11 protein-coding genes are annotated in these 12799 nt (G+C 72.1%); 4 read left to right on the top strand and 7 right to left on the bottom strand.

All coding sequences use genetic code 11. From position 1 onward, the window contains the following. Positions 1 to 54: 54 nt before the first annotated feature. From ACZ7PG_RS05290 to ACZ7PG_RS05300, 3 genes are read right to left on the bottom strand one after another with little or no spacing between them, the layout of a single operon-like run. Positions 55 to 837 (bottom strand): enoyl-CoA hydratase/isomerase family protein, encoded by a 783-nt coding sequence (locus tag ACZ7PG_RS05290; RefSeq protein ID WP_470237845.1) that lies wholly within the window; start codon positions 835 to 837, stop codon positions 55 to 57. Between the two features lie 10 nt (positions 838 to 847). Then, positions 848 to 1822: a zinc-binding dehydrogenase gene (locus ACZ7PG_RS05295; RefSeq protein ID WP_470237846.1), complete on the bottom strand. Its 975-nt coding sequence runs from the start codon at positions 1820 to 1822 to the stop codon at positions 848 to 850. 51 nt (positions 1823 to 1873) lie between these two features. Next, on the bottom strand, positions 1874 to 2983 hold the full coding sequence (locus ACZ7PG_RS05300; protein ID WP_470237847.1) for a LuxR C-terminal-related transcriptional regulator: 1110 nt from the start codon (positions 2981 to 2983) through the stop codon (positions 1874 to 1876). A gap of 120 nt (positions 2984 to 3103) precedes the next feature. Here ACZ7PG_RS05300 and ACZ7PG_RS05305 point away from each other — a divergent pair, with 120 nt between their 5' ends. Beyond that, on the top strand, positions 3104 to 3652 hold the full coding sequence (locus ACZ7PG_RS05305) for a TetR/AcrR family transcriptional regulator (protein WP_470237848.1): 549 nt from the start codon (positions 3104 to 3106) through the stop codon (positions 3650 to 3652). Here ACZ7PG_RS05305 and ACZ7PG_RS05310 read toward each other — a convergent pair. From ACZ7PG_RS05310 to ACZ7PG_RS05325, 4 genes are all read right to left on the bottom strand, one after another. Next, a complete protein-coding gene (locus ACZ7PG_RS05310) occupies positions 3639 to 5261 on the bottom strand; it encodes an AMP-binding protein (RefSeq protein ID WP_470237849.1) in 1623 nt (540 codons plus the stop codon). The genes ACZ7PG_RS05305 and ACZ7PG_RS05310 overlap by 14 nt on opposite strands. A gap of 84 nt (positions 5262 to 5345) precedes the next feature. Then, positions 5346 to 7175 carry an AMP-binding protein gene (locus tag ACZ7PG_RS05315; protein WP_470237850.1) on the bottom strand — a complete coding sequence of 610 codons (1830 nt, stop codon included), beginning with the start codon at positions 7173 to 7175 and terminating at the stop codon, positions 5346 to 5348. Then, positions 7172 to 8473, bottom strand: coding sequence for an MFS transporter (locus ACZ7PG_RS05320; RefSeq protein ID WP_470237851.1), 1302 nt, complete (start codon positions 8471 to 8473; stop codon positions 7172 to 7174). The genes ACZ7PG_RS05315 and ACZ7PG_RS05320 overlap by 4 nt, the downstream gene beginning before the upstream one ends. Positions 8474 to 8512: 39 nt before the next feature. Next, on the bottom strand, positions 8513 to 10150 hold the full coding sequence (locus tag ACZ7PG_RS05325) for an AMP-binding protein (protein WP_470237852.1): 1638 nt from the start codon (positions 10148 to 10150) through the stop codon (positions 8513 to 8515). A gap of 148 nt (positions 10151 to 10298) precedes the next feature. On the opposite strand from ACZ7PG_RS05325, the gene ACZ7PG_RS05330 reads away from it, so the two are divergent. Genes ACZ7PG_RS05330 through ACZ7PG_RS05340 form a run of 3 tightly spaced genes read left to right on the top strand, consistent with a single transcriptional unit; the run spans position 10299 to position 12797 of the window. Then, on the top strand, positions 10299 to 11081 hold the full coding sequence (locus ACZ7PG_RS05330) for an SDR family NAD(P)-dependent oxidoreductase (RefSeq protein ID WP_470237853.1): 783 nt from the start codon (positions 10299 to 10301) through the stop codon (positions 11079 to 11081). Between the two features lie 55 nt (positions 11082 to 11136). Next, positions 11137 to 11985: a PaaX family transcriptional regulator gene (locus ACZ7PG_RS05335; RefSeq protein WP_470237854.1), complete on the top strand. Its 849-nt coding sequence runs from the start codon at positions 11137 to 11139 to the stop codon at positions 11983 to 11985. A gap of 35 nt (positions 11986 to 12020) precedes the next feature. Beyond that, positions 12021 to 12797 (top strand): PaaI family thioesterase, encoded by a 777-nt coding sequence (locus ACZ7PG_RS05340; protein WP_470237855.1) that lies wholly within the window; start codon positions 12021 to 12023, stop codon positions 12795 to 12797. The last annotated feature ends 2 nt before the right edge of the window (positions 12798 to 12799 follow it).

Raw genomic sequence — 12799 nt, forward strand, 5'->3', positions numbered from 1 at the left:
TCATCCTCGATCTCGGCGATTCTGGCTCAACGATAATATGGTTAGACCAAACCGTCAACGCCGCTGCCAGTCCGGCTCACGCTTCTCCCGGAACGCCCGCACGCCTTCGACCAGGTCTTCCGTCGTGAACGCGAGCGCGAGCTGCGCCTGCAGGACGTCGAGCGCCTTGCCGAGCTCCAGGTCCCGCGTCGAGTCCAGCGCGTTCTTGCCCAGCTTCATCAGCAGGGGCGACTTCCCGGCGACGCGATGGGCCCACGTACGCACGGTCTCCTCGAACTCGGCGTCGGGCACGACCTTGTTGACGACGCCGAGCGCCGCGGCTTCGGCGGCGGACACGGTGTCCCCCAGCATCATCAGCTCGTTGGCCTTCAGGCGGCCGACGTTGCGGAAGATGAGCGCGGAGATCATGAACGGGAAGGCACCCACGTTGATCTCCGGGCAGCCGAACCGCGCGGACTCCCTGGCCAGCACCAGATCGCAGGCGAGAGCCAGGCCGAACGCCCCGGCGAGCACGTCGCCGCCGGCCGCGCAGAGCACCGGCTTGCCGAGCGCGGCGATGAGCTTGAACAGCCGCGGGAACCGGTCGAGCCCGGCGTACTTGGCGATCGGCGGCCGGTCGTCGGCGAACGCCTTCAGGTTGCCGCCCGAGGAGAAGATCCGCTCGTGCGACGACGTCAGCACGACGACCCGCACCGCGTCGTCGTCCCGCGCGTTCTCCAGCGCGGCCAAGAGTTCGTCGAGGAGCTCATCGCTCAGCGCGTTGCGGGTCCCGGGGTCGTCGAGGGTCACCCAGGCGGCGCCCCGGTCGTCGATCCGGTAGCGCACCAGGTCCGGCATGTGTGCTCCTTCAGTGCGTCAGGGTGACTTTGCCGAAGCCGTCGCCGCGTTCGAGGTGCTCGTGCGCGGCCGCGGCCTCGTCGAGCGGGAACGTCCGGTCGAGCACCGGCGGCGGGACGTCGTGCTCGGCCAGGAAAGCCAGCAGCGCGGCGAAGTCGCGGGGGCTGCCCATGGTCGTGCCGAGCAGGCTGAACTGTCCGAAGTAGAACGACCGGACGTCGAGCGGCACCCGCTCGGCGCGCGACGCCCCGAGCACGACCAGCCGGCCGCCCGGTTTCAGCGCCCGCAGCGAGTCCTGCCAGGCCCCGACGGGATCGAGGACGACGTCGAACCCTTCCCCAGCCGGGGAGAGCGCCCGCGCCGCGGCGGCCCAGTCGGGCTCGGTGTACCGGACGCCCGCGGCGGCGCCGATCCCCCGCGCCCGCTCGATCTTCGCCTCCGACGACGACGTCACGCAGACGGTCGCCCCGGCGGCCGAGCCCAGCAGCACGGCCGTCGTGGCGACGCCCCCGCCCGCACCGAGCACCAGCAGCGACTCGCCGCCGCGCAGCCCGGCTCGCGTGAACAGGGCCCGGAACGCGGTCACGCCGACCAGGGGAAGGGCCGCCGCTTCGGCCCAGCTGTAGCCGGCGGGCTTGGGGACGACGTTCCCGGCGGGGACCGACACCGCCTCGGCGTACGTGCCGGGCCGGTGGTCGCCGAGGATCTCGAAGCCCGGGGCCGGCGCGGCGTCGCCGGCACCCCAGGACAGCGACGGCAGGATCACCACTTCCTCGCCGGTGTCCAGCACTCCCGCGCCGTCGGCTCCGATGATGTGCGGCAACGGCGAACCGTAGCGGCCCTGCCGGACCAGGACGTCGTGCCAGTTCAGCGCACTCGCGCGCACCCGGACGCGCACCTCGCCCGGCCGCTCGGCCGGCGCGGGCACCTCTTCCGGGCGCAGGCACGCCGCCGTCCCGAACTCCCGCAGCACCACCGCGCGCACGTCGACCTCCTCGTTAAGGTCTTACCATTAGACCCTAAGTCGGAGACACGCTCAAGAGGGGTCGGCCATGGTCAGGCGGAGGTACCGCGAGATCGCCTCGGCCCGGTTCTCCGCGCCCAGCTTGCGCAGGATGCGCTTGACGTGGGACTTGACGGTGCCGCTGGTGATGACGAGCTCGTCGGCGATGCGGTTGTTGGTCGCGCCGGTCGCCATGAGCGCGAGCACCTCCCGTTCACGCGCGGTGAGCAGCTCGTCCAGGGCCGCCGACGAGCGGGGCCGCGTCCGCGCGGGCCGCAGCTCGGCGACGGCGGCGTGCCGGGTCAGGTCGATCTCGGCGGACGCGAGGTCGTCCAGAACGGCTTCGACCGTGCGCATCGCGACCCGCACCTGCTCGCGTTGCTCCCGCAGCCGCGTCAGGAGCACGGCGCGTTCGAAGAGCCGGCCGAAGCCCAGCGCGAAGGCCCACAGCAGGTCCCGGTCGAAGGCGGTCACGGCGGCGTCGACGTGGTCGGCGTGCAGGAACCCGATGACCCGGCCGGTCGGCAGCAGCGGCGCCGCGACGTACGACGTGAGCGCCGACGCCCGGATCAGCGGCCGGTACACCCGCGGGTCGTGCGCCGGGTCGACGACGAGCGCCGGCTGCCGTTTGCGGACCATTTCGGTCTCCAGCAGCATGTTGTCGAGCCGGATCTCGGGGATCGCGGTGATCCAGTCGCGGAAGGTGCGTTCCGCCTCCCGGTCGCCGACCGCGTAGGACTTCCACGGCCGCCACAGCGAACCGTCGACCCGCGAGAGCATCACCCGGCCGAAGCCGCAGCCCTCGACGACCGCCTCGCACGCGCGGGCGAGCAGCTCGTCCGGGTCGGTCACCGCGCCCAGCCGAGCGAGGCTCCCGTCGAGCGCCGCCCGTCGCCGCGCCCGCTCACTCGCGCGGAACTCGCTCAGCTCGTGCCGCAGCGCGTAGACCTCCGCGAGCAGCGCGCCGGTCTCGGCCGGATTCGCCGTTCCCGCCGCCAGCCGTTCGGTCAGCCCGTCGGCCGCGACGGTCAGGCCGGCCTCGGCGGACTCGGGATCGGCCACCCCGGCCGTCGGCGTCCCGGCTACCTCCAGGGTCTTCCGCACCTTGGTGAGCAGCTCGGACGTCCGGCCGTCGGACGTCACGGCCGCGGGCCCGGCAGATGTGCACGCACGTCGTCGTGCCCCTCTCGTCGCGATCGGGAGTCGACGGTAATAGTAACCCGGGAATAACGATCGTTCACAGTTCTGTGTTAGGTTCGGCGGGTGGACAGGGACCGCAAGATCCTGGATACGGCCGCCGCCGTCTTCTTCGAGAAGGGCTTCCACGGGGTCGGGGTCGACGAGCTCGGCAAGCGGGCCGGGCTCAGCGGCCCGGCGCTCTACCGGCACTTCTCCGGCAAGGACGAGATCCTCGCCTCGCTGTTCAACGAGGCGCTCGACGAGCTGCTCAGCGCCACCGCGCCGGTGCACGAGGACCCGGCCGAGGACCTGGACCGGCTGATTCGCCACCACGTCGGGTTCACCCTCTCCCACCGGCACCTGGTGAACGTCTACCAGCGTGAGGACCGCTCGCTGGTCGAGCCGTGGAAGCGCCAGTTCGACCGCCGCCGCCGTCAGTACATCGGCCGCTGGGAGACCGCGGTGTCCCGGCGCTTCCCGAAGGCGAGCGCCGCCGAGGTCGCCGCGGGTACGCAGGCGTGCCTCGGGGTCATCTTCTCGGTCGCCTACTGGCCCACCGCGCTGGCGAGCACGCCGTCGCTGGCCGACCTGATCACCGGGTACGCGACCACCGGACTGTCTACTCTGGACTGAGCTTGCGCCGGACGTCGGCGCGCAGCACGTGCTTGCGCACCTTGCCGGTCGCCGTCATCGGCAGCTCGGCCAGCAGCTCCAGCCGTTCCGGCAGCTTCGGGGTCGCGACGTCCCGCTCGCGCAGGAACGCCGTCAGGCCGGCCAGTGACGGCGGTTCGCCCGGCGCCGGGACGACATAGGCGCAGACGCGTTCGCCGAGCCGCTCGTCGGGCATCCCGACCACGGCGACCGCGGCGACCCGCGGGTGCTCGGCGAGCAGCTCTTCCAGCTCCCGCGCGCTGATGTTGAGCCCGCCGCGGATCACGATGTCCTTGAGCCGCCCGGTGACGCGCACATAGCCGTCTGCATCCATCACGCCGAGGTCGCCGGAGCGGGAGTGGCCGTCGGCCGTGAACAGCGCGGCCGTCTGGTCCGGGTCGCGGTAGTACTCCAGCATGTGACTCGGCCCGCGGTAGGCGATGTCGCCCTGCGTGCCCCTCGGCACCTCCTCGCCGAGCTCGTCCACGATCTTCACCGACGCCCCCGCGATCGCGGAGCCGTCGGACGTCGCCGAGCGGTCGGGCGCGTCGTCGAGGGTGCACATCGTGGTGAGGAAGTTCTCCGAACGGCCGTAGAGGCTCAGCACCCGGCAGCCGGCGAACTGCTCCCCCGCGCGCCGCACGACGGAGCCGGGAATCGGCGAGCCCGCGCAGACCCACAGGCGCAGGCTGCTCGCGTCGTGCCGGTCCGGGTCGTAGGCACCCATGAGCATCTGCAGGAACGGCGTCGCGGTGACCGCGGCGGTGCAGCCGAACTTCGCGATCCGCTGCCAGGCCTCGGCCGGGTCCCACGCCTCCATCAGGTGCGACGCCGCGCCGGTCAGCAGCGGCAACAGGAAGCTGGTCGCGAGCCCGGTGCTGTGCGTGACGGGCGACGGTCCGAACTGGACGTCGTCCTCGCGGTAGCCGACGCTGCGCGCGATCGCGGCGGCGCTGGCGCGCACGGTGTTGAACGTGTGGAAGCAGCCCTTGGGCCGCGCGGTCGTCCCGGAGGTGTAGACGATGAGGAAGCCGTCGTCCGGCGACGGCGCCGGGGCGAGATCCGCACCGGACCGAAAGAGCTCGTCGAGCCGGACGTCGCCGTCGCCGCGGACCGCGACGACCGCCGTCAGGCCGGGGCAGCTCCCCCGCAGCGAGGCGAACATGGCGTAGTGGTCGAAGCCCTTGAACTCCCGGCAGGTGACCGCCACCTTCGCGCCGGAGTGCCGCAGGACGTAGCCGACCTCCTCGGCCCGGTAGATCGGCATGATCGGCACGAGCACCGCCCCCAGCCGGCTCACCGCCGCGGCGACCACGAAGAACTCGGTCCAGTTGGGCAGCTGGACGGCAACCCGGTCGCCGTGGCCGACGCCCAGCCGGGCCAGCCCGCCGGCCAGGGCGAGCGCCCGGTCGCGAAGGTCCGCATAGGTGAGCTCGGTGGTCCCGTCGGAGACGAAGACCTTGCCGCCACGAGCCTCGGCCTGACTGTCCAGGAGCGCGGAAAGTCCTTCGGGGCGCCAGAACCCGGCGTCGTAGCAGGCTCGGATGTCGGCCTCGGCGTACCGGTCGTGAACGGAGATCGTGTGCGTCATCGGCAGCCCTTCCGGCCATCTCAGTGATCCACACCACACTGAACTGGTCGAACAATATAATGGACTGACCTTTTAGGGCAAGGGTCACCCGATCCGGACTTCGCTGAGGAATTCGTACGCCGCCAACCGGTCGCTCAGCATGTCCGCGAATCCCCGGCCGCCCGCCGCCAGCGACACGATCACGCGGGGCCGCGGGCCGGCGTCTTCGACGTGGACGCCGTGCTCGTGCTCGGCACCCGACAGCTCGGCGACCAGCGCGCGGATCTCGCGGCGCAGCGCGTCCTGGCGCAACGCCGGTTTGGACACCTTGCCGACCGGGGTCACCGGCAGCCGGTCCAGCACGACGACCTCGGCCGGCACGGCGGCCCGCTCCTGCACGTGCTCGCGGCAGAACGCCAGCAGCGCGTCCGGCCGCGCCGTCGCCCCGGCCTTCAGCTCGACGTAGGCCACGGGCAGCTCCCCCTTGCCCGCCGCGGGCCGCCCGACCGCCGCCGCCATGCTCACCTCGGGGTGGCGGGACAGCGCCTCCTCGATCTGCCCGGGGTCGATGTTGTGACCACCCCGGATAATGAGGTCCTTGGCGCGCCCGGAGATCCAGACGTACCCGTCCTCGTCGACCGTGCCGAGATCGCCGGTGTCGGCCCAGCGGGTGCCGTCGCCGAGGCCGTGGACGTGCAGGGCGGCGTCCTGTGCGGCGTCGACGTAGCCGTCGGTCACGGTGGGCCCGCCGATGACCAGCGCGCCGCGCTCGCCGGGCGCGCACACCCGGACGACGCCGCCGGCCCCGTCGAGCTCGACCGCGCGGACCCGGAAGTGCGGCAGCACGCGGCCCGCGGAGCCGATCCGCGGCCGCGTGCCGTCGTTGTAGTGCCCGGTGGTGGTGCCGTGCAGCTCGGTCATGCCCCAGTTCTCGCGCAGCCACACACCGAACCGCTCGTGGAACTCGGTGGCGAGCGCGACCGGCAGCTGGCTCCCGCCGACGTGGAAGTCCGCCAGGCAGTGGCCTCCGGCCTCACCGCCCGCGTCGAGGATCGCCCGCGCGGTCGTCGGCGTGGCCAGCAGGGACGTCATGCGGTAGTGGCGGGCGATGTCCCAGAACGACGCCACGACCTCGCGGGACCGGAACCCCGCCGTGGTGAGCGTGAGCAGGGTCTGCCCGAACAGCATTGCGCGCAGGCCCAGGGAGATCGACCCGCCGCAGTGGAAGTTCGGCATCCCGTGCCCGACGACACCGGCGCGCTCCGAGCCCATCAGGGCGCCGACGTTCCACGCCACGGTGAGCTGCGCGCGCTGGGTCATCCGCACGAGTTTCGGGGTGCCGGTGGTGCCCCCGGTCGGCATCGCCATGACCGTCCGGTCGGGATCGGGATCGAAGACCCGGTCGTCGTGGTCGTGGGCGCGGACGGCGTCGGCGAAGTCGTCGCCGACGTGGAACACGTGGCGCAGGCCGGGCACGTGCTCGCGTGGATCGCCTTTGCCTTCCGCGATTTCCCGGGTGGTGACCAGCGTGGTCACGCCCAGCTCGGTCAGGATCCGGTGCAGGGAACCGGGTTCGAGGAACGGGTTGAGCGGCACGGCGACGCCCGCGGTCGCCGCACCCCACAGCGCGGTGAGGCCTTCGGGCACCATCGGCAGCATCAGCGCGGTGACGCCGCCGCACGCACGGAACAGACGCGCCGACAGCTCGACCTCGCGCACGAGGTCCCGGTAGGTCACGATCCGGGCCGGGGCCAGGAAGTCCGGCGGTTCGACGAGCACGATCGCGGGCTTGCCGGGATCGAGCGCGGCCGCGGCCGACAGGCAGCCGAGGATCGTGTCGGCGGGACGCAGGTCTTCCGGTGCGCGCGACTCGAGATCCGTCACGTCGGCGGCGGAGGTCACCCGCCGCCGGACCGGTTCGGGCCGGCGGGTCACGGCAGCTCCGCCCGCACCGGCTCCGGCACGGCGGCCGGCGCCCGGACCGCTTCGCGAGACCGGTACAGCGCGAGCGCCGCGCCCGCACCGGCGAGGCACAGGGCGAAGCAGACCACGATGATCGTCCAGATGCCGAACACCGCGTCTTCGAGAGCAACGGCGGCCAGCGGCGCGAACCCGGCGATCACGCCGGCGACCTGCATACCGAGAGACCCGGCCGTGTAACGGACCTCCGTCGGCAGGCAGTCCACGATGAACGCCGGGAAGATCCCGTTGGCGGCCGCGTGGCCGAGGCCAGCGACCGCGAGCAGCGCGCCGAAGATGAACGGGACGCTGCGGCTGTCCAGCGCGACGAAGTAGACGAACAGCAGGACGCCTTCCAGCAGCAGCCCGGCGGCCAGCAGGCGGCCGCGGTGCACGCGGTCGGACAGCGCGCCCCACACCGGGTTCAGCACGACGACCAGGAACGTCGCGACGGCGATGACCCACAGCATCGTCGTGCGGTCGACGCCGATCGTGTTCACCGCGTAGCTGAGGCTGTAGATCGTGAGGACGTACCAGATCGACATCATCCCGGCCATGACGAGGACGATGCCGAAGATGGCACGCGGGTACCGCGTGAGCGCGGTGCGGATCGGCGTGGTCCGCCCGGTCGCCGCGACGAAGTCGGGCGTCTCCTCCAGGCCGTAGCGCAGCAGCAGGCCGACCAGGACGATCAGCGCGCTGCCCAGGAACGGGACGCGCCAGCCCCAGGATTCCAGCTGGGCCTGGGGAAGCAGTGTGACGAGCGCGAACACCGCGGTGGCCAGCACGGTGCCGGCCTGCGCGCCCGCGGTCGAGAAACTGCCGTAGAAACCACGTTTGCCCTCAGGCGCGTGCTCGACCGAAATGAGCACGGCTCCCCCGAGCTCACCACCGACCGCCAGCCCCTGGCAGAGCCGCAGCACCACCAGCAGCACGGGCGCCAGCGGGCCGATCGCGTCGTACCCGGGCAGCAGGCCGACCAGGACCGTCGCGACGCCCATCAGCGCGATCGTCAGCAGCACCGCTGTGCGCCGGCCGCGCCGGTCGCCGATGTAACCGAAGAGCAGGCCGCCGAGCGGGCGGACGAGGTAGCCGCTCGCGAACGTGGCCAGGGACAGCACGAGCGCCACCTGCGGGCTCACGCCGTGGAAGAACTGCTTGCCGAACACCAGCGCCGCGGCGGTGCCGTAGATGACGAGGTCGTAGTACTCGACGACGGAGCCGAGGAACGCGGCCGAGGCCGCTCGGCGGGGACTGCCGGTCTGTGCTGCCATGCGAACTCCACTCGAAACCGGGGAAACGATGGGATGGCCCTAGCTGCCGGCCGCGCTCGCCGTCCGGACGACGTCGAAGGTGAGCGAGCCCTTCTCGGCCTGCTCGCGCAGGACGAACTTCTGGATCTTGCCGCTGGCCGTGGCCGGCATCCGGTCGACGAACGTCCAGAACACCGGCGTCTTGTGCGGGGCGAGCTGCGACCGCAGGAACCCGGTCAGCTCCTCCACCGAGGGACGCTCGAACCCGGGGCGGAGCTGGAGCACCGCGCCGATCTGCTCGCCCCACTTCGCGTCGGGGACCGCGATCACGGCGGCGTACTCGACCGCGGGGTGCTCCTGGAGCGTGCCCTCGATCTCGGCGGGGTAGATATTCATGCCACCCCGGATGATCATGTCCTTGCTCCGGCCGCGGATCCTGAGGAACCCGCGCTCGTCCATGGCGCCGATGTCGCCCATGTGCAGCCAGCCGTCCGGGTCGATCGCCGCCGCGGTTTCGGCCGGCATGCCGTAGTAGCCGAGCATGTTCTGGTAGCCGCGGCAGCAGATCTCACCGCTCTCGCCCAGCCCCACCGGCTCCCCCGTCACCGGGTCCGCGATCTTGACCTCGAGCCGCGGCAGGGGCTGTCCCACCGTGTCGGCCTGGTCCTCCGGGGAGTCGGTGACCCGGGTCTGGCTGACGACGCCGTGCGCCTCCGTCTGTCCGAAGAGGATGCTGAACTGGCAGGCCAGCGTCGACTGCGTCCGGCGCACGAGCGCGGCGGGAACGGACGCCGCGCCGCTCAGGATCGTCCGCAGGCTGCTCAGGTCGCGCGTCGCGAGGTCCGGGTGGTCCAGCAACGCGATCAGCATGGTCGGCACGACCAGGGTGTGCGTGCCGCGGTAGGTCTCGAAGGCCTCCAGCAGCAGCCCGGGGTCGAAGCCGGGCAGGATGACGAAGGTGCCGCGCTTGGCCCAGGCCCCGAAGGAGGTCACCGCGCCGCCGCCGATGTGGTACATCGGCATCGCGTTGACGTACACGCCGCCGTCGGTCATCCCGGCGCGCTCCGCGACGTGGCGGGCCTCGTTCACCAGTCCTTTGTGGTGCAGCATGGCGCCCTTGGGGAAGCCCGTGGTGCCCGACGTGTACTGGATCTGCAGCACGTCCTCCGGGAGCACCGCCGGCAGTTCGCGATCGGGGTCGCCGCTCGCGATGAACGCGTCCCACTCGTCGAAGGTGAAGATCTCCCGCAGCTCCGGCGTCTCCCCGCGGATGTCGTCGAGCATGGCGCGCATGGCGAACTCCCGGTGCACGGCCGGGCAGAACAGGCCCACCGCACCGGACTGCCGAAGCACGAAGCCCACTTCCCTGGCCCGGTACGCGGGGTTGAGGGCGACGAGCACCATCCCCGCGAGCGCGGCACCCTGCTGCAGGACGACCCACGCCGCGCTGTTCGGCGCCCAGACGGCGATCCGGTCGCCGGGGGCGAACCGGCCGAGCAGGGCCCGGGCGACGCGCTCGGCGTCGGCGAGGAACTCCGCGTAGGTCCACGTCTTCCGCGCGCCGGGGTCCGCCACGCAGTCGACGAGGGCCGGCCGGTCCGGCACCGTCGCCGCGGCGTGCCGCAGGCTGTCGCACACCGTGACGTCGTGGACCTCGCCCGGCTCAGCCGGCCAGTAGGACGTTGCGAGAACGGGCACGCCGACCATCCCCTACTCCCTTGTACGCGATGTGATGCGGGCCACCGGACTGTACATCGTCGGTCGGACCAAATAAATGGTCTGACCCGAATTTATATGACAGACTGCGGAAGTTGATCGCAGCATACGTCGATAACAGGAGGTCTCCATGCCCCTCGTCCGCGACTACCCGGAGTCGGCCGTGGTCATCGCCGGCGGCACCTCGGGCGTCGGCCTCGCCACCGCGCTCGCCTTCGCCGACGCCGGAGTGCGGCGGATCGCCCTCCTCGCCCGGAACGCCGAACGCGGCAAGCTCGCCCGCGACCGCGTCCTGGCCGGGCACCCGGCGGCCGAGGTGGTGTTCATCCCCGCCGACGCCGAAGACCTCGGCCAGGTCAACGCGTCCGTCGCCGAAGCCCACCGGGCGCTCGGCGGCATCGACGTGCTGGTGAACTCGACGACCGCGACCTACCGGCCGGAGCTGCTGCACCGCACCCCGCAGGCCGACGTCGAGGGGATCCTGACCCGGCAGGCCCTGCCGCCGATGCACCTCACCCGCGCGGTGCTGCCGCTGATGCGGGAGCAGGGCGGGGGCAGCATCGTGAACATCGCTTCCGACGCCGCGAAGGTGGCGACGCCGGGCGAAGCGGTGCTGGGCGCCGCGATGGCGGCCATCGTGATGTTCTCGCGGGTCACCGCCATCGAAGCCAAGCGCGACGGCGTGCGCGTCAACGCCGTGACGCCGTCCCTGATCTCGGGCACGCCGACCGCCGACAACGTCCTGCGCGAAGGTTTCAGCAAGAAGCTGTTCGAGAAGGCGGCGAGCCAGGCACACCTGGGCGTCGCGGAGCCGGCCGATCTCGCCGCGCTGATCGTCTTCCTGGGCGGACCGGCGGCCGCCAAGCTCACCGGCCAGGCCATCAGCGTGAACGGCGGCATCTCCGCCGCGTAACGCAGTCGACATACACGACTACAGACCTGGTCGCAGAGCCTGTAGAGTCCGGTCCATGCCGACACCGGGGGCGCTCGAGACGCCCGGCTCCGCCGACACGACGTTGACGCACGGAAGCGCGCGGTCGCTGCTGATCACGATCCTCGGCGAACTGGTGTGGCGGGCCGGGGAACCCGTGTGGACCGCGACGCTGGTGCACATCCTCAAGGGGCTCGGCTTCGAGGAGCAGACCGCCCGGCAGGCCATCGCGCGGGCGTCGAGCTCCGAGTGGATCGTCCCGGAGCGCCACGGCCGCGAGGTCCGCTGGACGTTGAGCGACAAGCTGATCCACATCTTCGAGACCGGATCCGGCCGGGTCTACTCGCTGAGCGACCCGTTCAGCAGCTGGGACGGCACCTGGCTGGCGCTGTGGACCAGCATCCCGCAGTCGCTGCGCGGCGCCCGGCGTCCGCTGTACGCCGGGCTGACCTGGGCCGGCTTCGGGAACCCGGTCCCCGGGCTGTGGCTGACCCCGCACGTCGAACGGGCCGCCGAAGTCGGCAGGCTCCTCGACGAACTGGACCTGCGGCAGCACACCGTCGCGTTCACCGGCAACGTCGACGCGGTCGGGATCCCCCGGGACGAGATCGTCGCCCGGGGCTGGGACCTCGCCGGCCTGCGGTCCCGGTACGAGGACGTCTGGACCGCGATGAACGCCCTGCGCCCGGCCGGCGACGACGAGATCCTGTTCGCGCACATCCGGCTGGTCAGCGAGTGGCAGGAGTTCCCGCGAGTGGACCCGCAGCTGCCGGAGGCGCTCCTGCCCGACTGGGTCGGCCGGCGGGTGGCCCGCCGGATCGAGGCGTTCCGGGCGGAGTGGACGCCGATCGTGCGGCGGCGGTTCGCCGAGCTGAACGCCGTCTGACCTGTCCCTGCACGACGATCACCCCGGGAATCCCCTTGCACCCCACCGCTTCACAGCACCGGCCCGTCGCACTGGGCGGCGGCCCCGAGGCCCTGTTCGGGGTCGAGGTCTTCGAAGACGGCCGCCTGCCGGAGATGACCACGGGACCGTGGTCGAGCAGCCCGGGGTCGCTCGGCGTCTTCGCGGACATCGTCCTCGGGTACGCCCTGATCGACGAGGCACCGGCGGGGCTCTGGTCGGTGAGCACGGAGATCTCCCTCGACTTCTTCCGGCCCCCACCCGGCGACGGGACGAAGCTGCGCGGCGAAGGACGGACGGTGCACTCGACCGGCGCCATCGGCTTGGCCGAGGGATCGATCTTCGACCACGAGGGCCGGCCGCTGTCCCGCTGCCGCCAGTGGGGTCGCTACGTCGGACTCGCCGGCCCGGCCCCCGACCGCCGGCCCGCGACGGTGTCACCGGCCGCGGGGCTCCTGGGTGAGCTCCGCGAGCGGGTGTCCACCGGGGAGGGAACCGCGGAGCTGCGCGTCGACGTCGGCGACGACCTGGTCAACCCGATCGGCACGCTGCACGGCGGAATCTCGTTGTGGCTGGCGGAACTGACGGCCGAGGCGGCCCTCGCCCGCCCCGACCTCACCCCGGCCTCGCTGACGGCGACGTACCCGCGTCCGTTCCCCCACGGGGAGGTCGCGACGTTCCGGGCGGAGGTCGTCAGCCACGGCCGGCGGATGGCCGTCACCCGGATCGTGGGGTCCGGGCGGGCGGGCAAGCCGTGCGTCGTCGCGACCGTGCACCACCACGACCCGCACTGACG

The sequence above is a fragment of the Amycolatopsis sp. NPDC114504 genome, assembly GCF_055633595.1.